The organism is Pseudomonas sp. Leaf48, from assembly GCF_001421885.1.
Classification (GTDB): Bacteria; Pseudomonadota; Gammaproteobacteria; order Pseudomonadales; family Pseudomonadaceae; genus Aquipseudomonas.
The window spans coordinates 64,827-85,901 of the sequence record NZ_LMLH01000001.1 but is presented as its reverse complement, the minus strand read 5'-3'; the positions used below and the strand labels follow the sequence as shown (position 1 = coordinate 85,901).

Annotated in this window: 19 protein-coding genes; 6 read left to right on the top strand and 13 right to left on the bottom strand. The window is 58.5% G+C overall.

Annotation, left to right across the window (positions count from 1 at the left end; translation table 11 throughout):
• Positions 1 to 127: 127 nt before the first annotated feature.
• From ASE98_RS00400 to rplM, 5 genes are all read right to left on the bottom strand, one after another.
• Positions 128 to 910, bottom strand: coding sequence for a cytochrome c1 (locus tag ASE98_RS00400; protein WP_060539470.1), 783 nt, complete (start codon positions 908 to 910; stop codon positions 128 to 130).
• Positions 910 to 2,121: a cytochrome b gene (locus ASE98_RS00395; protein WP_060539469.1), complete on the bottom strand. Its 1,212-nt coding sequence runs from the start codon at positions 2,119 to 2,121 to the stop codon at positions 910 to 912. Before ASE98_RS00395 ends, ASE98_RS00400 begins: the two co-directional genes overlap by 1 nt.
• Entirely contained in the window at positions 2,121 to 2,714 is a 594-nt protein-coding gene (gene petA, locus ASE98_RS00390; RefSeq protein WP_034149537.1) for a ubiquinol-cytochrome c reductase iron-sulfur subunit, read from the bottom strand. Before petA ends, ASE98_RS00395 begins: the two co-directional genes overlap by 1 nt.
• A gap of 268 nt (positions 2,715 to 2,982) precedes the next feature.
• Positions 2,983 to 3,375 (bottom strand): 30S ribosomal protein S9, encoded by a 393-nt coding sequence (gene rpsI, locus ASE98_RS00385; RefSeq protein WP_003228056.1) that lies wholly within the window; start codon positions 3,373 to 3,375, stop codon positions 2,983 to 2,985.
• A 14-nt stretch (positions 3,376 to 3,389) separates the two neighbouring features.
• The gene (rplM, locus tag ASE98_RS00380; RefSeq protein WP_007917032.1) at positions 3,390 to 3,818 is read right to left on the bottom strand and encodes a 50S ribosomal protein L13; all 429 of its coding nucleotides are present in this window, start codon (positions 3,816 to 3,818) and stop codon (positions 3,390 to 3,392) included.
• A gap of 245 nt (positions 3,819 to 4,063) precedes the next feature.
• On the opposite strand from rplM, the gene ASE98_RS00375 reads away from it, so the two are divergent.
• On the top strand, positions 4,064 to 5,104 hold the full coding sequence (locus tag ASE98_RS00375; protein WP_060539468.1) for an NADP(H)-dependent aldo-keto reductase: 1,041 nt from the start codon (positions 4,064 to 4,066) through the stop codon (positions 5,102 to 5,104).
• Between the two features lie 129 nt (positions 5,105 to 5,233).
• On the opposite strand, the gene ASE98_RS00370 is transcribed toward ASE98_RS00375, so the two are convergent.
• Positions 5,234 to 6,370: an acyl-CoA dehydrogenase family protein gene (locus tag ASE98_RS00370; protein ID WP_060539467.1), complete on the bottom strand. Its 1,137-nt coding sequence runs from the start codon at positions 6,368 to 6,370 to the stop codon at positions 5,234 to 5,236.
• 221 nt (positions 6,371 to 6,591) lie between these two features.
• Between ASE98_RS00370 and ASE98_RS00365 the strand changes: the two genes are divergently transcribed.
• The 4 genes from ASE98_RS00365 to ASE98_RS00350 all read left to right on the top strand — a co-directional run bounded on the left by ASE98_RS00365 (position 6,592) and on the right by ASE98_RS00350 (position 10,919).
• Positions 6,592 to 7,512, top strand: coding sequence for a GlxA family transcriptional regulator (locus tag ASE98_RS00365; protein ID WP_177336933.1), 921 nt, complete (start codon positions 6,592 to 6,594; stop codon positions 7,510 to 7,512).
• A gap of 250 nt (positions 7,513 to 7,762) precedes the next feature.
• Positions 7,763 to 8,650, top strand: a complete 888-nt coding sequence (locus ASE98_RS00360; protein WP_060539465.1) for a nitrilase family protein — start codon at positions 7,763 to 7,765, stop codon at positions 8,648 to 8,650.
• Between the two features lie 13 nt (positions 8,651 to 8,663).
• On the top strand, positions 8,664 to 9,860 hold the full coding sequence (locus ASE98_RS00355; protein WP_060539464.1) for a hypothetical protein: 1,197 nt from the start codon (positions 8,664 to 8,666) through the stop codon (positions 9,858 to 9,860).
• Between the two features lie 78 nt (positions 9,861 to 9,938).
• A complete protein-coding gene (locus ASE98_RS00350; RefSeq protein ID WP_060539463.1) occupies positions 9,939 to 10,919 on the top strand; it encodes an asparaginase in 981 nt (326 codons plus the stop codon).
• A gap of 179 nt (positions 10,920 to 11,098) precedes the next feature.
• Here ASE98_RS00350 and zapE read toward each other — a convergent pair whose 3' ends face one another.
• The 3 genes from zapE to ASE98_RS00335 all read right to left on the bottom strand — a co-directional run bounded on the left by zapE (position 11,099) and on the right by ASE98_RS00335 (position 14,293).
• Positions 11,099 to 12,193, bottom strand: coding sequence for a cell division protein ZapE (zapE, locus tag ASE98_RS00345; protein ID WP_033047639.1), 1,095 nt, complete (start codon positions 12,191 to 12,193; stop codon positions 11,099 to 11,101).
• Positions 12,194 to 12,283: 90 nt separating this feature from the next.
• Positions 12,284 to 13,639 carry a tryptophan--tRNA ligase gene (locus tag ASE98_RS00340; protein WP_060539462.1) on the bottom strand — a complete coding sequence of 452 codons (1,356 nt, stop codon included), beginning with the start codon at positions 13,637 to 13,639 and terminating at the stop codon, positions 12,284 to 12,286.
• A gap of 24 nt (positions 13,640 to 13,663) precedes the next feature.
• Positions 13,664 to 14,293 (bottom strand): alpha/beta hydrolase, encoded by a 630-nt coding sequence (locus tag ASE98_RS00335; protein ID WP_060539461.1) that lies wholly within the window; start codon positions 14,291 to 14,293, stop codon positions 13,664 to 13,666.
• A 144-nt stretch (positions 14,294 to 14,437) separates the two neighbouring features.
• Between ASE98_RS00335 and ASE98_RS00330 the strand changes: the two genes are divergently transcribed.
• Positions 14,438 to 14,872 (top strand): YhcB family protein, encoded by a 435-nt coding sequence (locus ASE98_RS00330; RefSeq protein ID WP_060539460.1) that lies wholly within the window; start codon positions 14,438 to 14,440, stop codon positions 14,870 to 14,872.
• A 291-nt stretch (positions 14,873 to 15,163) separates the two neighbouring features.
• On the opposite strand, the gene ASE98_RS00325 is transcribed toward ASE98_RS00330, so the two are convergent.
• The 4 genes from ASE98_RS00325 to ASE98_RS00310 all read right to left on the bottom strand — a co-directional run bounded on the left by ASE98_RS00325 (position 15,164) and on the right by ASE98_RS00310 (position 21,058).
• Positions 15,164 to 15,868 carry an OmpA family protein gene (locus ASE98_RS00325; protein ID WP_060539459.1) on the bottom strand — a complete coding sequence of 235 codons (705 nt, stop codon included), beginning with the start codon at positions 15,866 to 15,868 and terminating at the stop codon, positions 15,164 to 15,166.
• A 95-nt stretch (positions 15,869 to 15,963) separates the two neighbouring features.
• Positions 15,964 to 16,605 carry an MBL fold metallo-hydrolase gene (locus tag ASE98_RS00320; protein ID WP_060539458.1) on the bottom strand — a complete coding sequence of 214 codons (642 nt, stop codon included), beginning with the start codon at positions 16,603 to 16,605 and terminating at the stop codon, positions 15,964 to 15,966.
• An 88-nt stretch (positions 16,606 to 16,693) separates the two neighbouring features.
• Positions 16,694 to 19,432 (bottom strand): LuxR C-terminal-related transcriptional regulator, encoded by a 2,739-nt coding sequence (locus tag ASE98_RS00315; protein WP_060539457.1) that lies wholly within the window; start codon positions 19,430 to 19,432, stop codon positions 16,694 to 16,696.
• 261 nt (positions 19,433 to 19,693) lie between these two features.
• Positions 19,694 to 21,058 (bottom strand): DUF1329 domain-containing protein, encoded by a 1,365-nt coding sequence (locus tag ASE98_RS00310; protein WP_060539456.1) that lies wholly within the window; start codon positions 21,056 to 21,058, stop codon positions 19,694 to 19,696.
• Positions 21,059 to 21,075: the final 17 nt, after the last annotated feature.

Sequence of the window (21,075 nt, the reverse complement as noted above, 5' to 3'; positions counted from 1 at the left end):
ATTATCGGATACGGAAAAACGAGCGCGCCCAGAGGGCGCCTCTCGCAACGGCTGGATCACCAGGCTCGCTACACTTTCAGAGGCGCCCTTGGGCGCGCGCGATTAACAGCAATAGCTTGAAGCTTTATCAGTGCACGTCTTTCCAGTATTCACGCTTGAGCAAGTAGGCAAATACGAAGAAGAACGCCAGGTACAGCAAAACGTATGTACCGATGCGCTGATGTTGCAGCTTAACCGGGTTAGCCGAGTAAGCCAGGAAGGTTACCAGATTCTTGACCTTCTCATCGAACTGCTCTTCGGTCAGAGCACCGCTTTTCGGCACGATGGTCAGTTGATCGCACGCTTCATGAGTCAGCGGCGTGCCCGTCAACGGATCATATTGCTTCTTGCCGTCTTCGACGATCTGAACCTGTTTGCAACCGACTACCTGACGACCTTGCAGGCCGACCAGGACGTTAGGCATACCCACGTTCGGGAAGACCTTGTTGTTCACACCCCAAGGGCGCGACGGATCTTCGTAGAACGACTTCAGGTAGCCGTAGAGCCAGTCGGTACCGCGAACCCGGGCAACCAGGGTCAGATCCGGAGGCGCCGCGCCAAACCAGGCCTTGGCATCCGCCGGTTGCATGCCGATGTTCATGTGATCGCCGATCTTGGCGTCAGTGAAAACCAGCTTCTCCAGCATCAACTCGTGGGGAATGCCCAGGTCATCGGCAACACGCTCATACCGCTGGAACTTGGCACTGTGACAACCCATGCAGTAGTTGGCGAACGTACGTGCACCATCCTGCATGGCCGCTTTATCGGAAACGTCGATGTCGACTTTTTCCAGCTCCGGGCCACCCTGTCCAGCTGCGAAAGCGAACACTGGCAACACAGCAAGCATCAAAACAGCAAATAGTTTTTTCATCAGCCAGTCACCCTTTCCGGAACCGGTTTGGTCTTCTCGAGCCTGGTGTAGAACGGCATCAGAATGAAGTAGGCGAAGTACAGGAAGGTACATACCTGCGACAGCAACGTACGACCCGGAGTCGGAGCGAGTACGCCCAGCACGCCCAGGATCACGAACGAAATGCAGAACACCCAGAGCCAGATCTTGCTCATCCAGCCCTTGTAGCGCATGGATTTGACCGGGCTACGGTCCAGCCAGGGCAGGACGAACAGCACGGCAATGGCCGCGCCCATGGCGATAACACCCAGGAGCTTGTCCGGAACCGCCCGCAGAATCGCGTAATACGGTGTGAAGTACCAGACCGGGGCAATGTGCTCAGGCGTCTTGAACGGGTTGGCTTGCTCGAAGTTCGGCTTCTCGAGGAAGTAACCACCCATTTCCGGGAAGAAGAACACGATCGAGCAGAAGATGAACAGGAACACCACCACGCCGACGATATCTTTCACGGTGTAGTACGGGTGGAAGGCAATGCCGTCCAGCGGTACGCCGTTTTCGTCTTTGTATTTCTTGATGTCCACACCGTCCGGGTTGTTCGAACCGACTTCGTGCAGTGCCAGAACGTGCAGCACTACCAGGCCAAGAATGACGATAGGCAAAGCCACGACGTGCAAGGCGAAGAAGCGGTTGAGGGTAATCCCGGAAATCAGGTAGTCACCACGGATCCACTGGGTCAGGTCGTCGCCGATGACCGGAATCGCACCGAACAGCGAAATGATTACCTGGGCGCCCCAGTAAGACATCTGACCCCACGGCAACAGGTAACCCATGAAGGCTTCAGCCATCAATGCCAGGTAGATCAGCATGCCGAAGACCCACACCAGCTCACGCGGCTTCTGGTACGAACCGTAGAGCAAGCCACGGAACATGTGCAGATAGACCACGATGAAGAACGCCGAAGCGCCAGTGGAGTGCAGCAGACGCAGGATCGAGCCGTACTCGACGTCGCGCATGATGTATTCGACGGAAGCAAAGGCTTCTTCCGCCGAAGGGGTATAGCTCATGGTCAGCCAGACACCGGTAACGATCTGGTTGACCAGAACGAGCAGCGCCAGGGAGCCAAAGAAGTAGAAGAAGTTGAAGTTCTTCGGAGCGTAATACTTGCTGAGATGGTCTTCCCACATTTTTGTGGCGGGAAAGCGCGCATCAACCCAATCCATGAATTTGCTCATCACGCTTTCTCCGTATCGACGCCAACGACAATGATGTCATCGGTCTCATAGGAATGCGGGGGAACTGGCAGGTTCAAAGGCGCAGGTTGCGACTTGTAGACGCGACCAGCCAGATCGTAGTGGGAACCGTGGCAAGGGCAGAAATATCCGCCTACCCAGTCCTTGCCCAGATCGGCAGGTGCCACTTCGGGACGGAATGTCGGCGAGCAACCCAGGTGCGTGCAGATACCGATCAGCAGCAGAACCTCAGGTTTGATCGAACGGGTTTCCGGATCAACGTAAGTCGGTTGTGTCGAGTTCTTGGAGGTCGGGTCAGAAAGCTGGCCCTCGATCTTTTTCAGATTCCCCAGGATTTCCTGTGTACGGCGGACGATGAACACCGGCTGACCGCGCCACTCAGCAATCATCTGCTGGCCTGGCTCGATTTTGCTGACATTCACTTTCACCGGTGCACCTGCGGCTTTCGCCTTGGCACTGGGAAACCATGACCCCACGAACGGGACCGCAGCCCCCACCGCTCCTGCAGCACCCACCACGGATGTGGCTGCTACCAAGAAGCGACGCCGGCCTGCATTCACGCCGTCATTGCTCATTCAGTCCTCTCCCATCAGCTTTGTGGCCTGTTAAATCAGGCATCTACTAAGTAAATCTATGTACTTATAAAAATTTTGCCGAATGGTAATGAAAAGCCCCAATTCTGACAAGGTAATTACCGGAGCCCATCACCCCCAAGCCTTGTAGTATAGGGCGTCTGCGGATGTGGCAAGTTGTCACAGCGCAAATCTTCAATAAATCGCACGCATAAAAAAACGCCCAGCTCCGTGAGGATACTGGGCGTTCTTTTTTGAACGTGGAAGCGAATTAACGCTTCGAGTACTGCGGACGCTTACGCGCTTTACGCAGACCGACTTTCTTACGTTCAACTTCACGAGCATCGCGGGTTACGAAGCCGGCTTTACGCAGGGCGCTGCGCAGAGTCTCGTCGTAGTCCATCAGAGCGCGAGTGATGCCGTGGCGGATTGCGCCAGCTTGACCACTTACACCACCGCCGATCACGGTGACGTAGATGTCGAACTTCTCGACAGTCTCAGTCAATTCCAGCGGCTGACGAACTACCATGCGGGCAGTTTCGCGGCCGAAGAAATTATCCAGCGAACGGTTGTTGATGGAGATGTTACCAGTACCCGGACGCAGGAAAACGCGTGCGGTTGCGGTCTTGCGACGGCCAGTGCCGTAATTTTGAGTCGCCGACATAATGTACTATTCCGTTAAAACTTCAGTTCTTGGGGCTGCTGAGCAGTATGTGGGTGTGCAGCGCCCGCATAGACTTTCAGCTTACGGTACATGTCGCGACCCAGTGGGTTTTTAGGCAGCATGCCTTTAACCGCGGTCTCGATCACGCGCTCAGGGGCCTTGGCGATCAGCTTTTCAAAGTTGATCGACTTGATACCGCCCGGGAAACCAGAGTGGGAGTAGTACATTTTGTCAGTGGTTTTAGCACCGGTAACACGGATCTGCTCAGCGTTGATTACGACGATGTAGTCGCCGGTGTCAACGTGAGGAGTGTACTCAGGCTTGTGCTTGCCACGCAGACGGCTCGCGATTTCGGTGGCCAGACGACCCAGGGTCTGACCAGCAGCGTCGACGACAAACCAGTCGCGCTTTACTGTTTCCGGTTTAGCAGTAAAAGTTTTCATTCTTTATAGCCTCAGGGGCCGCCCTGTAAATTAGACGGCGGATCTTACTGAATAGTGCGTACTTTGACAAGTCAAAGGCAGCCGGATACAGACGCTTTCGGGGGCTCGGGTCGGCGCGTCCGTTCAACGGCAAGATTCTTCGGCGGCGGCGCATCACTTCCACTGCAGAAAGAGGTGCGCAATTATGCAGATTGCGAAAAATAATTCAACCTGCTTTTATGATTGTTTTGCCCAAGGAGCACCCGATGGACTATCGCCAGCTAGGCCGAACCAATCTGAACGTGAGCGCCCTCTGCCTCGGCACCATGACCTGGGGCGAGCAAAACAGCGAGGCAGACGCCTTCGCCCAGATTGACCGGGCCAAGAGCGCCGGGATCAACTTCATCGACACCGCCGAAATGTATCCGGTACCGCCCAAGGCCGAAACCTACGCCACTACCGAGCGCTACATCGGCAATTACTTCAAAAACCGCGGTGACCGCGCCGACTGGATCCTGGCCAGCAAGATCGCCGGCCCCGGCAATACCATCGACTACATCCGCGACAAGAACCTGCGGCACAATCGCCAGCACATCACCGCAGCCGTCGACGCCAGCCTCGAGCGCCTGCAAACCGACTACATCGACCTGTACCAACTGCACTGGCCGGAGCGCAGCACCAACTTTTTCGGACAGCTGGGATACAAGCACCAGACCGAAGCCAACCTGACGCCCCTGGAAGACACCCTCGAAGCCCTGGACGAACAGGTGCGAGCCGGCAAGATTCGCCATATCGGCCTGTCCAACGAAACACCGTGGGGCACCATGCGTTTCCTCGCCCTGGCCGAAGCCCGTGGCTGGCCGCGTGCCGTGTCGATCCAGAACCCGTACAACCTGCTCAACCGCAGCTTCGAAGTCGGCCTGGCGGAAATCGCCATCCGCGAGCAATGCGGCCTGCTTGCCTACTCACCGCTGGCGTTCGGTTTCCTGTCGGGCAAGTACGAAGGTGGCGCTCGGCCGCCAAAAGGTCGCCTGAGCCTCTACAGCCGCTTCAGCCGCTATTTCAACCCGCAATCGGAAGCGGCGTGCAGCCGGTATGTGGCGCTGGCTCGTGAGCACGGCCTGGACCCGGCGCAGATGGCATTGGCGTTCGTCACGCAGCAGCCGTTCGTGACCAGCAACATCATTGGTGCGACCACGCTTGAGCAACTGGACAGCAACATCGCCAGTTTGGAACTTAAACTGTCGGAAGAAGTGCTGGAAGGGATCGAGGCGATTCACAAGGATCATCCGAATCCGGCTCCTTGACTGATTCATAGACCCTATCGCGGGCAAGCCCGCTCCCACAGGTTCTGTGTCGTTCACATTTTTCTTGAACACCGCCAGACCTTGTGGGAGCGGGCTTGCCCGCGATGGCGCCCGCCAATTCACCGCAGATCAAAGAGAGCGCGCAATGATCTCCTTCATGATCTCGTTAGTACCCGCATAAATCCGCTGCACCCGTGCATCCGCCCACGCCCGGGCGATCGGGTATTCCCACATGAACCCGTAGCCGCCGTGCAATTGCACGCACTCGTCGAGCACCTTGCATTGCAGGTCGGTGCCCCAGTACTTGGCCATTGCCGCCGTCGGCACATCCAGCTTGCCTTGCAGATGCAGCTCCAGGCAGCGGTCGACAAAGACGCGACCGATCTGAATCTCGGTCGCCATCTCCGCCAGCTTGAATCGGGTGTTCTGAAAGTCCGCGATCGACTTGCCGAATGCCTTGCGCTCACGGGTGTAATCCAGCGTCCATTGCAAACCGGCCTCGGCTGAAGCCAGCCCGCCAATCGCCACGGTAAGGCGCTCCTGGGGCAGTTCCTGCATCAGATAGGCGAAGCCCATCCCGGCCTGGCCCAGCAGGTTTTCCTTGGGCACACGAACGTCCTGAAAGAACAGCTCCGAGGTGTCCTGCGCTTTCATGCCGACCTTCTCCAGGCGCTTGCCCTTGTCGAAGCCTGGCGTATCGGCCTCGACCAGAAACAGGCTGGTGCCCTTCGCGCCGGCCTTCGGATCGGTCTTGGCGACGACAATTACCAGATCCGCCAAGTAACCGTTGGTGATGAAGGTTTTCGAGCCGTTAATCACGTACTCATCGCCATCGAGCACCGCCGTGGTCTTCACCCCTTGCAGGTCGGAACCGGCACCCGGCTCGGTCATGGCAATGGCCGAGACCATCTCGCCGGACACCAGCTTTGGCAGGTATTTGTGTTTCAGCGTTTCACTGCCGTAATGCAGGATGTAGGGCGCAACGATGTCGGAGTGCAGGGAAAAACCAATGCCGGTAAGGCCCAGACGCCCTACTTCCTCGATCACTACTGCGCTATAGAGAAAGTCCGCCCCAAGACCGCCGTACTCCTCCGGCAGGTGCGAACAAAGCATCCCCGCCTCCCCCGCCTTGTTCCACAGTTTGCGATCGATGTAGCCCTGTTTTTCCCATTGCCCATGGAACGGCACTGCTTCTTTTTCAAGGAAGGTTCGCACGCTGTCACGGAAAAGTTCGTGCTCGGAGCTGAACAAGGTTCTGGGAATCATGCGGCACCTTTCTTTTATTTTTAGAAGGAATAAGCCTTCAGAGACTAAGCCCCGCTACCGATACAGGACACTGGACACATCCGACAAAAAATAAGACGATCCAGCCGTCTGGTGACCACTTTCCCCTATAAGAATAAAGTTGAATTATGTCTAACCAAGCCTCCACGCCCCTGCGGCGCGTCAGCATCCTGGCCTTTGACCGGGTTTTCGCTTCTACCCTCATGCAAGCCAAGGATTTCTTCCACCTCGCCAGCCTGCGCTACGGCAAACAGCTGGGCCTGGGCCTGACACCGGCGTTCGAAACCCGGCTGGTCAGCCCCGACGGCAACGCGGTGAATACCTTCAGCGATGTGAAGATCCCGGTAGATGGCGGGCTGGAAAATACCGACATCATCATCATTCCCGCCTTCTGGGACGACTTCGACTCCCTCAGCAAACGTTATCCACAGGTCCTGCCCTGGCTGCGCCAGCAACATGCCCGCGGCGCCGTGCTCTGCGGCGAAGCCACTGGCGTGTTCTGGCTGGCCGAAGCCGGGTTGCTCGATGGCAAGGAAGCGACCACCTATTGGCGCTTTTTCAATGCGTTCGCCGAGCGTTTCCCCCAGGTGCAGCTCAATCAGGACAAGCACCTGACCGACGCCGACAACCTCTATTGCGCCGGCGGCACCACCTCGGCGAGCGACCTGTACGTTTACCTGATCGAGCGATTTTGCGGCGCCAACGTCTCCCAGGCCGTAGCCCGGGACATTCTCTACGAAGTCCAGCGCAGCTACTCGCCGGGACGCATCGGCTTCGGCGGGCAGAAGCTGCATCAGGATGTGATCATCCTGCAGATCCAGCACTGGCTCGAAGAGCACTACGCCGACAAATTCCGCTTCGAGGACGTCGCTCGCGAACACGGCATGAGCATCCGCAATTTCATGCGCCGCTTCCAGACCGCCACCGGCGACAAGCCGCTGCACTACCTGCAACGCCTGCGCATCGAAACCGCCAAGGGCCTGCTCTCCGGCAGCCGCAAGAGCATCAAGACCATCAGCTACGAAGTCGGCTACGACGATGCCAGCTTCTTTGCGCGACTGTTCCGCCAACACACCGAGCTGTCGCCGAACCAGTATCGGCAGCAGTTTCTGCAGGCGGCCTGAACCTCATTGCGTTCACATAACCCCTGAGCTGCCGCAGGCTGCGATCTTTTGATTTTGTCTTTAAAAAGCAAGATCAAAAGATCGCAGCCTGCGGCAGCTTCACAACGACCAGGCACGACGTGCATTGGCCCTGTTCGGGACCCGGACTACAACCTAAACGGAAGTGGCCGACATACGTAGAACTCCTGATTGACCTCTTATATCCACGCATTTCAACAGCGTGAATAACAATAAAAAGAGGTCATCAACAATGCGTGAGCCAACAAGCCCTGTTCGTGTAGCAGTCGTGCAATTCGACCCGCAGGTCGGCGTGGAAAATCGTGAGGGCAATCTGCATCGCAGCCTGCAATTGGCGCTGGAAGCTGTAAGCGGCGGGGCCAATCTTATCGTTCTGCCTGAACTCTCGAACACCGGCTATTTCTTCAAAAATCGACAGGACGCATTTGACCACTCGGAGTTGGTCCCCGGTGGCGCGAGCGTGAAAACCTGGATTGATTTCGCGCGCCAGCACAAGGTCTACGTTGTCGCCGGTCTGGCTGAGCGCGACGGCATGCGGCTGTTCAACACTGGCGTTCTTGTCGGCCCTGACGGCTTCATCGGCAAGTATCGCAAGGCCCATTTATGGAACCAGGAAAAACTGTGGTTCACACCAGGAGATCTGGGCTTTCCGGTTTTCGATACGCCGATTGGACGCATCGGCTTACTGATCTGCTGGGATATCTGGTTCCCGGAAGTGCCGCGAATTCTGAGCCAGCAAGGCGCTGACATCATTTGCAGCCTGAACAACTGGGTCTGGACGCCACCGCCGCTTTTTGATGAGGCGGGCAAGTGCATGGCGTCTTATCTGACCATGACAGCGGCACATGTAAACAACGTGTTCATTGCCGCAGCCAGCCGAATAGGCGAAGAGCGCGGGGCTCGATATCTCGGCTGCTCGCTGATTGCCGGCACCAATGGCTGGCCGATTGGTGCAGTTGCCTCGGCGGACAAACAAGAAATCCTGTTGGCCGATATCGATCTCACCAGCTCCCGCAGCGCCCCGATCTGGAACGACCTGAACGATCTGCATCGCGATCGTCGAACCGATCTGTACGACCAGATGCTCGGCTACACCCAACATCCATCTCTGCCGCGTTAATGGGGGTGCAAGGATGGAAAGCACTTCCCGAAATAGCCACATTGCGCGCAAGTCGCCCCTCGATGCGGCGATCCTTGTGCTGATACTTGGCGCGATTGTGCTGATTATCTGGCTTTCATTCACCTACCATTCTGCCTGGGCAGCGCATTGGCCAAGCTACGGCGACATGCTGTCCGGCCTTCCCGAACCGAGCGCCTGGTTGCGCTGGGTATTGGGGGACATCAGCGAGGTTGCATTCTACAAACACGAGTTCGCCTCGATCGGGTTGCTGGCCGGCGCCTATCTGGCTTACTGGGCGAATCGAACGGGGAAAGCCTGGCAAGGTTTTGCCATTTCCTACGGCAGCGGACTCTGGCCGTGGTTGATCACCAGTTCGTTGCTCGGACTGCTGCTGAGCAACCTGCTGTGGGGGTGGACGGTTACCGCCACCACCTGGCAACCCACGTTCGCAGCCTTTGTTTCGTTACCGGCAGCGATGGTGCTGATGTTTGGCGGAGGCTGGAAGGTCACGGTCAACGGAGCGCTCATGGGCGCGGTGTTCGTCACCCCGATGTGTTTGTTGATCGTCAACTACGTCTGCAATCCACTCGGATTGCCAGCGGTGATCGGCAACGTACTGGGAATGGCTGTCGCCAGTGTCTTTGCCTTTCTGCTCTGTCGATATCTCCCAAGCCTGATGAAGTCGCAAGCATCCACGAAGCCTTGCGCCCCGCCTCCACCACCCACCAAAGCACCGGACTACGGTGTTATCTGGAGCCTGCGGCGAGTCCTGGCCGACTTTTCGGAAGCGCCGTTCTTTGGCAATGAACTGGCAAGCCTCGGCCTGCTATTGGGGGCAATGCTGGCCTACACCCTGAACCCGTTGAGCCCGGTTTACGGTTCTGGTCTGTTGCCACAGCTGATCGGCGCACAGGCATTGACCTCGGCAATAGGCGTGGTGATCTGGCGTCGGCAATGGATGTTGCACGGCTGGTACCCCACCTACGTTCCACTGGTCTCAGTGGTGCCGGCGGCGATTCTGACCTATGGCGGCAGTTGGCAGGTCATTGTCATGAGTGCGCTGCTGGGCGCCCTGATTGCGCCACCATTGGCTTATGCGATTGCCAGAAGGTTACCTGCCGATATGCATGGTTACATCGGTAACGTCCTGTCCATGGCCATCAGCACCTTGTTGATCGTTCCATTCATCGGACTCTTGATAGCCAACTGACGCACGCGGCCTTGCGGCTGTATCGCGGACTTCAGTCCGGGTACAGCCACTTTCCATAACGAGCAAGCGAGGTATTACATGGATCTGCCTAAACTGGCCATCGCAGCCCTGGGTGGCACTGTGAGCATGCAGGCCAGAAACGCCGGTGAGGGAATCGTCCCGGCAGTCACTGGCGAAACACTGTTGGAGTCGGTACCGGAATTGGCGACGCTGGCACGGGTCAGCGTTGAAACCCTGGGCCTGTTGCCAAGCGCCTCATTGGATTTCGAGTTCCTGCTGGGTGTCCTTTCCTGGGCGAACGTTCAAATCCAACAAGGTGCGATCGGTGTCGTCATTACCCAAGGCACAGACACCCTCGAAGAAACGGCCACTTTTTTCGATTATTTGTGGGCCCACGATCAGCCGCTAGTCCTGACCGGCGCCATGCGCTCCGCTGCCAATGCGGGGGCCGATGGGCCGGCAAACCTTCTGGACGCTTGCCGGGTCGCCCTGGCGGCGAACAGCCGGCAACGAGGCGTTCAGGTGGTCATGAACGGGCAGATTCACTGCGCGAGCGCCGTCCGCAAAACCGATTCGTTAGCGTTGCAGGCTTTCTCCTCTACCATCGTGGGGCCTGTTGGCATGCTCGTGGAAAACACCATCCACTATTTGCGCCCGCCAGCCCAGCGCAAGGTTTTACCGCTGCCACAGCAGACAACACAGAAAATCGCCCTGTTGGAAGCGTCGCTTTCTGCAGACAGCCTCATGCTGGAAAGCATTCTCGAACTTGGCTACGACGGTCTCGTTATCGCGGGATTTGGTGCAGGGCATGTTCCCGAGAACTGGGCCGAGGTGATCGAAACTATCGCCGGAAAAATCCCGGTCATTATTGCAACCCGGACCGGATCCGGCTCTACCGCACGGTCCACTTATGGCTTTATCGGTGGCGAGATGGACCTGATCCGCAAAGGCGCATCGATGGCAGGACTTCTGTGCCCGCGCAAAGCCAGGGTTCTATTGTGGCTGTTAGTCGGTTGTCAGCGACAGGATGCGCTGGCGAGTTATCTCTCAAAAGACTGACACTTCCACTGTGGGAGCGGGCTTGCTCGCGAATGCGGTGTGCCAGATAAATTGATATCGACTGACACGACGCTTTCGCGAGCAAGCCCGCTCCCACAGTATTGTGGTGACCCTGGTGGATTGCTTTCAGCACAAAAAAGGGCCTGCATTTGCAGGCCCTTTTTTTGTTTGCGAATTGCTTAAGGCTTGTGCGCCCGCGCCAGGAATTCGTGGGACTGCATTTCCAGCAGGCGGCTGAGGGTACGCTGGAACTCGAAGTTCAGGCGACCGCCGGTATAGAGGTCTTTGAGTTCGACTTCGGCGGAAATGATCAGCTTGACGTTACGGTCGTAGAACTCGTCGACCATGTTGATGAAGCGTCGGGCGATGTCGTCAGTGGTGACGCTCATCTGCTCGACATCGCTGAGCAGCACGGCGTGGAAGATCTTGCCCAGTTCGATGTAGTCGTTCTGGCTGCGCGGACCGTCGCACAATTCGCGGAAGTTGAACCAGGCCACGTCATCACAGGTGCGCAGGGCACGGATTTCGCGGTTTTCGATCATCAGCACGTCGTTTTCGACCGCCGCCGTGCATTCCGGCGTCAGCGCACGGAAGCTCTTGCGCAGGCTTTCGTTGGCGGCTTCGTCGAGAGGATAGTGGAACAGCTCGGCCTGTTCGAGGTGACGCAGGCGATAGTCGACGCCGCTGTCGACGTTGACGATCTCGGTGTTCTGTTTGATCAACGCAATGGCCGGCAGGAAACGAGCGCGTTGCAGGCCGTCCTTGTACAGGCCGTCCGGCACGATGTTCGAGGTCGCGACCAGGGTTACGCCGTTCTTGAACAGCTCTTCCATCAGGGTGCCGAGGATCATGGCGTCGGTGATGTCGGAAACGAAGAACTCATCGAAGCAGATGACCCGGGCTTCGGTGGCGAAACGTTTGGCGATGATGGTCAGCGGGTTTTTCTCGCCGCCCAGGGTCTTCATCTCTTCGTGCACGCGCTTCATGAAGCGGTGGAAGTGAGTACGAGACTTTTCCTTGAATGGCAGCGCCTCGAAGAAGGTGTCCACCAGGTAAGTCTTGCCGCGACCGACGCCGCCCCAGAAGTACAGGCCCTTGACCGGGGTCTGATCCTTCTTGCCAAACAGCTTGCCCAGCAGGCCCGGTTTGTTTTGCTCGGCGGCGACCAGGTCGTCGTACAGGCGCTGCAAATGACGCACGGCAGTTTCCTGCGCGGCATCATGGAAGAATTCCGGGCGTTTCAGATCAGCTTGATATCGTTCTAGGGGCGTCATAATTCGTTAGCAAGGCAACAAAAACGGGCCGTCACTGTAGCGATGGCCCCGGGGAATGGCAATCGGCCCTTGATCGGGCCGAGCCGTTGATTAGTCCTGAACCGGCGTAAGAGCAATCCGCAACGCTTCGATTGCAGCGTCGCGCGCCGCGCTATCAGCGAAGGCGGGACTGTCAGCCACGCACTGGCCTTCCAGCCAGACGCTGAAGCTCAGCGCTTCACTGCGCACGTCCAGTGGCTGGCCTGCTTGCAGTTGCTTGGTTACCTGACCGGCGGTCTTGCCGTCGGCAAAATTGCACGACAACAGCAGCTGTTCGCCATCGGCAGCCAGCAGACGGAAACGGAAACTGCCGTCGTCCTCGCGGAAGCTGACAAAACGCGCGGCTTTCGCAGCTTTTTTCTTGGTGGTCGCTGCAACTTGGGTCTGGGCCACGAAAGAACGCAGGCCAACCGCTTCACGCAGCTCGTTGAGGAACGGCGTAGCAACCGCACGGGCCTTTTTCGCGCCGTGCTGCAGGATGTCTTCCAGGTCAGCCGGGCGCTCGATCAGTTGGTTATAGCGCTCGCGGGACTCGCCCAGTTCGTTGTCCAGCAACTGGAACAGGCGATTCTTCGCCTCGCCCCAACCCAGGCCCTGCAACAGTTCACTGCGGAACTCGTCGGCCTGGGCAGGAGTGGCGAACGCCTGGAACAGGGTGAACAGATGCGAGTTGTCCGGATCCTTGGCTTCGCCCGGTGCGCGGGAGTCAGTGACGATCCGCGAAATCGCGTCCTTCATTTCCTTGGCGCTGCTGAACAACGGAATGGTGTTGTCGTAGCTCTTCGACATCTTGCGGCCGTCGAGGCCTGGCAGCGTGGCAACGCTTTCTTCGATCAGCGCTTCAGGCATGGTGAAGAATTCTTTGCCCTGGCCAAACAGGTGGTTGAAGCGCTGGCCAATGTCCCGCGCCATTTCCACGTGCTGGATCTGGTCGCGACCGACCGGCACCTTGTGCGCGTTGAACATCAGAATGTCCGCCGCCATCAGCACCGGGTAGCTGTACAGGCCCATGGTGATGCCGGCATCCGGGTCTTCGCCGGTCTCGACGTTCTTGTCCACCGAGGCCTTGTAGGCGTGGGCACGGTTGAGCAGGCCCTTGGCGGCGACGCAGGTCAGCAGCCAGGTCAGCTCGGGGATCTCCGGAATGTCGGACTGGCGATAGAAGGTCACGCGCTCCACATCCAGGCCACCGGCCAGCCAGGTCGCGGCGATTTCCAGACGCGAGCGCTGGATGCGCAGCGGGTCATCGCATTTGATCAGGGCGTGATAGTCGGCCAGGAAGTAGAACGAATCGGCATTGCTGTCACGGCTGGCGACGATCGCCGGGCGGATGGCGCCGGCGTAGTTGCCCAGGTGCGGCGTGCCGGTGGTGGTGATGCCGGTGAGGATACGGGTACGAGTCGTCATGGGTAATCGCTTGTCAGACTGCAATCAATTCGAGAGACGCGGCAGGATCAGATCCTTGAGATCGGTCAGCTTGCCATGAAAAAAGTGTCCGCATTCTGCCACTTTCAGCAGCTCATGGGGGCGTTCGAGCTTGTCGGACCATTGATAAACGACTTGCGGATCGATGACTTCGTCGGTTTCCGGCTGGATCAGGGTCAGTTCGCCGTTCTGCGGCAGTTGATCCTGATCACCCAGGCGCATGACCGCCGGTGCGACCATGAACAGGTGCTTGATCTGTTCGCCCTTGGCCTCAAGGCGCCCGCCGAGACTTGCTGCAACAAAACCACCGAAGGAAAAACCGAACAGGGTCAGCGGCAAGTCCGGGTGTCTGGCCCGAAACCACTCGGCCACCGCCTGGGCATCGTCGACTTCACCGGTGCCCATGTCGTGGGAGCCTTCGCTGGCGCCGACGCCGCGGTAGTTGAAACGCAGGGTAATCAAACCGGCATCGCGCGCGGTGCGCTGCAGGGTCGAGACCACTTTGTTGAGCATGGTGCCGCCCTGCACCGGGTTCGGATGGCAGATCAGCGCCAGGCCACGCGGCTGCTCGTTATCCAGGTAAAGGGCTTCCAATTGGCCGACCGGCCCGTCAATCACTACAGGTGTTTCGCGCATAAGCAAGGAAGGAACTCCGTGACCTCGAATCGGGTCGACTCGTCTAGCAAATTGTCTGTGCCAATCTATTGCGAGTGAATCGCGGTATACAGCGCAGGTTCGAGCCGTTAACGTAAAGCAAAGCCGTTTATAGAGGAAGGACTCGTGGAACACTCGCTCTTAGTTTGGTTGTTACCGACTCTTGCCCTGGTTGTGGGTGTCGCCATTGGGTTTCTGATCGCTCGCCTTGCGCCGAATGCCGTGCCTAGCAGCACACAACGCCAGCTGGACGATATTCAGGAACGTTTCGACAGTTATCAGAATGAGGTGGTCACACACTTCAACAGCACGGCAACACTGGTTAAAAAGCTGACCCAGAGCTATCAGGAAGTGCAGGATCATCTCGCCGAGGGCGCCAACCGCCTGGCCCTGGACGAGCAGACCCGTCAACGCCTGCTGGCCTCGCTGCACGCCGATGCGACGCAAGCACCACGCGAGCGCCTGACGCCACCGCGCAATCAGGAACCGCCACGCGACTACGCACCGAAAGCCCCGAATGCGCCGGGCATGCTCGATGAGCATTATGGCCTGAAGAAGTAACCAGGTTCGCGCGACACAAAAAGCCCCCGGATGAGTGATTGTCCGGGGGCTTTTTAGTTTTTGATCCGATATTTCTGTTGCCCACACTGGCCTCTTCGCGGGCAAGTCGAATCGTCGCACCGCCGCTCCCACAAGGTTTGTGTACGACAGAGTTCCCTGTGGGAGCGGGCTTGCCCGCGAAGAGGCCAGACAGGCAACACAAAAAAGCCCGCCTGATCTGATATGGATCGGGCGGGCTCTGTTTACGCCTGGGGTTCAATCAGACATCAACGGTACTGCTGAAATCCAGCCTTACTGCTGGGCACCATACTGCTGGCCCGGGATCGCCTTGAGGTTGACCTCGACACGGCGGTTCTGCGCCCGGCCATTGGTATCGCCGTTGCTGGCAACCGGATTATCCGGACCGGCGCCACGGGCACTCAGGTTGGCACCGCTGACGCCTTGCGAAGTCAGGTAGGTGGCCACGCTCTGGGCGCGACGCTGGGACAGGTCCATGTTGTGCTGGCGGCTGCCGGTGCTGTCGGTGTAGCCGACGATCTCGATCTGGTTCTGGTTGAACTCTTTCAACGAGCCCGCCAGGTTGTTCAGCGGCTGATAGAAGCTTGGGGCGATGTTCGCCGAATCGGTGGCGAAAGTGATGTTGCCGGGCATGATCAGCTTGATCTGATCGCCCTGACGCTGCACTTCAACACCGGTATTGGCCATGCTGGCGCGCAGTTTCTTTTCTTGCTGGTCGGCGTAATAACCGTAGCCGGCAGCAGAAGCACCGACCACCGCAGCACCGATCAACGCGCCTTTACCACGGTTATCGTGGTTGATGGCGGCACCCGCCACAGCGCCGGCCAGTGCGCCGAGACCACCGTACTTGGCGGTCTTGCTCATGCCCTGGGAGCCGCCATCAGCCTGCCCCTGCTCATTGTAAGGGTTAGGCGAGGCGCAGCCAGACAGCAAGGCCACAGCGGTAGCGACAATAATCAAACGACGCTTGGTGAACATGAAAAGCTCCTACTTTGCATTCTATGGTGCAATGGACCATCGGCCTTTGCGGGCGTTTGATCATTAGATGCGATAAAAATTCCGTGAGTTACAAATCAAGCCCGTACAAAAGGGTTCTCGCGCATTTCGTCGCCCAGGCGAGTATCCGGACCATGCCCCGTCACCACCGTCGCTTCTTCGTCGAGGGTGTAAATCCGCTGCTTGATCGAGCGCACGATAGTCGCCTGATCGCCGCCCCACAGGTCGGTGCGCCCTACTCCGCGACGGAACAAGGTGTCGCCGGCAATCAGCAGTTTAGCGTCTGAAAACCAGAAGCTCATGGAACCCGGCGTGTGACCCGGCGTATGCAGCGCCACTCCGCAACCGCAGGCCAGTTCTTCATCATCGGCCAGCCAGCGGTCCGGGGATGGCACCGGGGTGTAGGGAACGCCGAACATCTGGCACTGCATTTCCAGGTTATCCCAGAGAAACTGATCTTCTTTATGCAGATGCAGGGTCGCACCGGTTTTCTCTTTAAGCTGACCGGAAGCCAGGAAGTGATCCAGGTGTGCATGAGTGTGGATGATGCTGACCACCTTCAGGCCCAGGGCATCGAGCCGCGCGAGGATCAGTTCATGATTGCCACCCGGGTCGACAACAATCGCCTTTTTCGTCACCGGATCGCCGATGATCGTGCAGTTGCACTGCAAAGGGCCGACGGGGAAGGTTTCGCGGATCAGGGAAGGTTGTTGGGACATCAGAGCCTGCTCGAATAAACGGGGACGGGCGATTTTCGCATACTTGAGTATCGGTCCATCGCCCAGGATGTGAAACGTGAAGAATTCCTTAACTCAGTACCCCCAGCTCCTTCGCTCGCGCCACCGCCTGCGTACGCCGCTCCACCCCAAGCTTGCTGTTGATATGGCTGGCGTGGGTCTTGACCGTATGCAATGAGATAAATAGCTGATCGCTGATTTCCTGATTCGAGCAACCTTGGGCGATCAGGCGCAGGACCGCCAGTTCACGCATGCTGAGCTGTTCTGCCGTCGCACTGGCTTCCACTGCGGGGCGAACGACCATAATGGGCAACTTTTCCATCAGGCTTTGTGAAACAGGTGTCGGCGGGCAGAGTTGCAACTGAGCCCGCAGCCAGTCCGAATGCTCGGCCAGCAATCTTTCAAAGGGTTGCAGCACACCTCCGCCTGCGACGTCCAGTGCCTGAGCCAGGGCCTTGCGTGCCTCGGGCTCGCGCCCGCTGCCCAGCAGTAACGCAACTTTCTGAGTCAGCGCCATGGTACTGAGCATTTGCCGACCGGTTTTCTGGCCATGTTCGAGCAGCGCATTCAAACGCCCTTCGGCCAGCATCGGTTGACCCTGAATAACCTCCAGCAAGGCTTGTTGCAATTCGATATGCAGAGGCAACTGCGGGTGGAATTCCGGGGGCGACGCCGCGTGCTCGCCGGTGTAGGTCTGCCCCAATCGTGACAGCCAGGCTTCGGCCAGATCGGTGCGTCCCTGGGCAAGCCAGAGTTCGCATTTGACCAAGGTGATCATCGCCAGATAGTAAATCGGCGGGACATCCCAGATATGCATCAGTCGTTCGGCTTCGGCCAGTTCGGCAAAGGCCTTGGCAAATTCGCCGCTGCTGCCTTCAACCCTGGCGATGACACAGTGACCTATCAGTACGCTGATATCGCGGCAGGCCCGCGCCTCGTTCAGACCGGCCTGTAAACGCACTCGGGCTGCTTGTGGCTGCAGTCGCTGCGCCAACAGGAAGCCTTCGTACAGGGTCAGTCGTGCGCGAACGGCATAGAGACGTTGCGGGGAAAGTCCCTGAAGTCGCTGTAAACCCTGGCGGACTTCCTCCAGCGCCCGAAAGACTTCCCCCCGCGCCTGCAGGACACGGGCGCGGTCGTAGTGGGCCAGCGCTTCGAACAGTGGATTGCCGACCCGTTGCGCCAATTCCAGCGAATCCCGATTCAGGCCCCGCGCACGCCACAAGTCGCCATCGGCAATGGCCAGGTTGGACAAGGTCGAGAGGCACATCAGGCGTTGTCCGTAGCGCTTGCACGGCAGGCTTTCCAGCGCTTCGCCGCAATAACGCAGCGTGAGTTCACGATTGCCGCGCCCGCGGGCGATGATTCCACTCAACGCCAGCCACTGCGCCAACATGGACCTTTGCGCGGTCGCCGACGGTGCAGGCAGGAAGCGACTCAAATGACTGGCCAGTTCTTCGGCGGCGTCCAGCTGGCATGCCATGCCCAAGGCCCAGCTGTAGAGCACGATCAGGCGCGGCGTGCTGATCAGCAGGCTGTCGGGCAAGTCCATTTTCCAGCGCAGCAACATGCCGACATTCTGCTCGGCCAGCAGTTGTTCTTCAGAGAGGTTTTGTACCAGATTCGCCGCGACGTCCAGATGGCCGGCACGCAAGGCCTGCTCTACCGCTTCGTCGAGCAGCCCTTGGGCGTTGAACCAGCGGCACGCTCGCAGGTGCAGGCTGGCCGCCGGGACCATCGACTGGGAGGCTGGCCGTGTGCGCAACAAGTCGGAAAACAGATGGTGATAGCGATACCAGTGACCATGCTCGTCCAGGGGCACCAGGAACACCTGATGGGCCAGCAGGAATCGCAGGATCTCGGCACTGTCATGGGCGTCGCGAACGGCGTCGCACAGTTCGCTGCAAAAACGCTCCTGAAGTGCGGTGTCATAGAGAAATGACTGGACCTCGGCAGGCAGGCAATCAATCACCTCTTCAAGCAGATAGTCGCGGATCAGCCCTTCCCCGCCATGCAACGATTGGGGCAACGCACCATCGGTGCCGGCTTCGGAGGCCGCCAGCAGCCAGAAGCGCAAGCCTGCAACCCAGCCTTCGCTGCGCTGGATCAGGTTTTCCAGCGCCTCCCCGCGCAAGGAAGTGCTGTGGCGATCGAGCAGGCTCAAGGCTTCATCGTGGGTCAGGCGCAAATCCTGCTCATGCAACTCCAGCAGTTGCCGCGACAGTCGCAACCGCGCCAGATGCCAGTCGGGGCGCTGCCGACTGGTGACCATCACCAGCAAGCCATCGGGAAGATGGTTGAGGAAAAACTGCAGGCAACGATCCAGAACCGGCCCTTGGGCCAGATGATAATCGTCGAGCACCAGCAGCAATGGCGTCGCAATGGACAGATGTTCGGACAGTTCGTCGAGCAGCCCGTCCAGCCATTCTTCGAAGGCAAACGGCTGATGGCGCTGGCGCATTTTCAGCAGCCCGAGAGACTGCCTGCCCAGGTCCGGAAAGTAATCCTGGAGGCCTTCGAGCAGGCGTTCGAGAAAACGCCCCGGGTCATTGTCTCGCGGGCTCAGGCCCAGCCAAAGGCTTTGCCAGTGAGCCGGCAATGCCTGACAGAACTCCACCGCCAAAGAACTTTTGCCGAACCCTGCAGGCGCACTCACCAGCAACAACCGGCCACCCAGCCCAGCGCTCAGGCGCTCGCACAGGCGCGGACGCAGCACATGGCCGTCGGGCAATGGCGGGCGAAAAAAACGCCCGTCCAGTGTCGCGACAGCAACGGTTGCAGAACCTGGGGGTATAGCCAAATCAGTCATAGCCGGCTCTTGTTTGAAATGCGGTGGCGGCGTTGCAGATGTCCGCAGACTAGCCGTAATCGGCGAGGGAATGAAGGTAATTGCTACAAATGGCTACAAAAAGTCTTGCGCGTCGTGATCGAAAAGATCGCAGCCTCGTTTCACTCGACAGCTCCTACACAGTGCCTACAGGTAAAACGAGGATCTTTTTCAACGTCAAAAAAAAACGCCCCGAACCAGTCGGGGCGTTTTTCAGAGGGTGCGGCCTCTACTCATGTCACCTTAGCGCACACCATCCTGGCGCAGGGCGGCAGGGGTGAAGTCGCTGGTGGTTGCCTGGAAGCCGAAGTCATACGCCGACTTCTCTTCGTTCTTCATGCCCAAGGCCAGGTAGCGACCCGATTGCAGGTCGTACAGGGTTTCGAGGGCATACCACGGCACTTGCTTGTCGTAGTAGTTCTCGGCATGTGCCTCGGCTACGCGCCACAGTTGGCCACGGCCGTCATAGTGGTCGATCACCGCAGCTTGCCAGGTGTCTTCGTCGATGTAGAAGTCACGCTTGGCGTAGATGTGGCGCTGACCTTCCTTCAAGGTGGCGACCACATGCCACACCCGGCGCAGCTCGTAACGCGCCAGATCCTGGTTGATGTGACCGGCCTTGATGATGTCGGTGTACTTGAGGGTCGGATCGTCGAGTTTGTAGCTGTCGGAGGCGATGTACATCTCTTTCTTGCCTTCGAGTTTCCAGTCGTAACGATCCGGTGCACCGTTGTACATGTCCAGGTTATCGGAAGTACGCAGACCGTCGGCTGCGGTACCCGGTCCGTCATAGGACACTTGCGGGGCGCGACGCACACGACGCTGACCGGCGTTGTAGACCCACGCCGAACGCGGTTCCTTAACCTGGTCGAGGGTTTCGTGCACCAGCAGCACACCACCGGCCAGACGAGCCGGCGCGGTCACTTTCTGTTTGAAGTAGAACAGGATATTGCCCGGGTTTTTCGGGTCGTAGTCCTTCATCTTGTCGCGGAACACGAACTGGTCCTGGAAATACACCAGGCTGAACGAGCCGTTCGGCTGCGGCGTGGCTTGGGTTACCAGGCGGGTCACGCTGCCACCGCGATAGCGGGTGATGTGGTTCCAGATGACTTCAACGCCGGTCTTCGGAATAGGGAACGGCACCGCGGTTTCGAAGTTTTCCAAGCCATTGCCGCCCGACACCAGGTTGGTGTTGGTGGCGTTGCGCTTGATGGCGGCGAATACGTCATCGGGCACGGTAGCGCCACGATGGGACGGATAGACCGGCATCTTGAAGGTTTCCGGGTAGCGCTTGAACATCGCGTACTGGCCCGGGGCGAGCTTGGCCTTGTACTGGTCGACGTTCTGCGCCGTGATGGTGAACAACGGCTTTTCGCTGGCGTATGGATTGGACAGGAAACCTTTGCTGTCGACCGTACCGGCGTTCTTTGCCATGGGTTTCCAGGCAGGGATCGAACTGTCGGCGTTACCCGCCATTTCGGCACCCATCGGGGTCAGGCTCTTGCCCAGTTTGTCCGCTTCGGCTGCCGGCACGGCCGCCATGACGCTGGTCGCCAGCAGCGAAAGCCCCAGAACACCGGCGTGGAACAGACTCTTTGTTATTTTCATATGTGTGTTCGTCCTGA

What these genes read in the sequence shown, in the direction of transcription:
- ASE98_RS00315 (WP_060539457.1), bottom strand. Translation starts at nt 19,432, where the DNA reads ATGACTGATTTGGCTATACCCCCAGGTTCTGCAACCGTTGCTGTCGCG.
- ASE98_RS00360 (WP_060539465.1), top strand. Translation starts at nt 7,763, where the DNA reads ATGCGTGAGCCAACAAGCCCTGTTCGTGTAGCAGTCGTGCAATTCGAC.
- ASE98_RS00335 (WP_060539461.1), bottom strand. Translation starts at nt 14,293, where the DNA reads ATGCGCGAAACACCTGTAGTGATTGACGGGCCGGTCGGCCAATTGGAA.
- ASE98_RS00355 (WP_060539464.1), top strand. Translation starts at nt 8,664, where the DNA reads ATGGAAAGCACTTCCCGAAATAGCCACATTGCGCGCAAGTCGCCCCTC.
- rplM (WP_007917032.1), bottom strand. Translation starts at nt 3,818, where the DNA reads ATGAAAACTTTTACTGCTAAACCGGAAACAGTAAAGCGCGACTGGTTT.
- ASE98_RS00310 (WP_060539456.1), bottom strand. Translation starts at nt 21,058, where the DNA reads ATGAAAATAACAAAGAGTCTGTTCCACGCCGGTGTTCTGGGGCTTTCG.
- ASE98_RS00370 (WP_060539467.1), bottom strand. Translation starts at nt 6,370, where the DNA reads ATGATTCCCAGAACCTTGTTCAGCTCCGAGCACGAACTTTTCCGTGAC.
- rpsI (WP_003228056.1), bottom strand. Translation starts at nt 3,375, where the DNA reads ATGTCGGCGACTCAAAATTACGGCACTGGCCGTCGCAAGACCGCAACC.
- ASE98_RS00350 (WP_060539463.1), top strand. Translation starts at nt 9,939, where the DNA reads ATGGATCTGCCTAAACTGGCCATCGCAGCCCTGGGTGGCACTGTGAGC.
- zapE (WP_033047639.1), bottom strand. Translation starts at nt 12,193, where the DNA reads ATGACGCCCCTAGAACGATATCAAGCTGATCTGAAACGCCCGGAATTC.
- ASE98_RS00320 (WP_060539458.1), bottom strand. Translation starts at nt 16,605, where the DNA reads ATGTCCCAACAACCTTCCCTGATCCGCGAAACCTTCCCCGTCGGCCCT.
- ASE98_RS00400 (WP_060539470.1), bottom strand. Translation starts at nt 910, where the DNA reads ATGAAAAAACTATTTGCTGTTTTGATGCTTGCTGTGTTGCCAGTGTTC.
- ASE98_RS00325 (WP_060539459.1), bottom strand. Translation starts at nt 15,868, where the DNA reads ATGTTCACCAAGCGTCGTTTGATTATTGTCGCTACCGCTGTGGCCTTG.
- petA (WP_034149537.1), bottom strand. Translation starts at nt 2,714, where the DNA reads ATGAGCAATGACGGCGTGAATGCAGGCCGGCGTCGCTTCTTGGTAGCA.
- ASE98_RS00395 (WP_060539469.1), bottom strand. Translation starts at nt 2,121, where the DNA reads ATGAGCAAATTCATGGATTGGGTTGATGCGCGCTTTCCCGCCACAAAA.
- ASE98_RS00375 (WP_060539468.1), top strand. Translation starts at nt 4,064, where the DNA reads ATGGACTATCGCCAGCTAGGCCGAACCAATCTGAACGTGAGCGCCCTC.
- ASE98_RS00340 (WP_060539462.1), bottom strand. Translation starts at nt 13,639, where the DNA reads ATGACGACTCGTACCCGTATCCTCACCGGCATCACCACCACCGGCACG.
- ASE98_RS00365 (WP_177336933.1), top strand. Translation starts at nt 6,592, where the DNA reads ATGCAAGCCAAGGATTTCTTCCACCTCGCCAGCCTGCGCTACGGCAAA.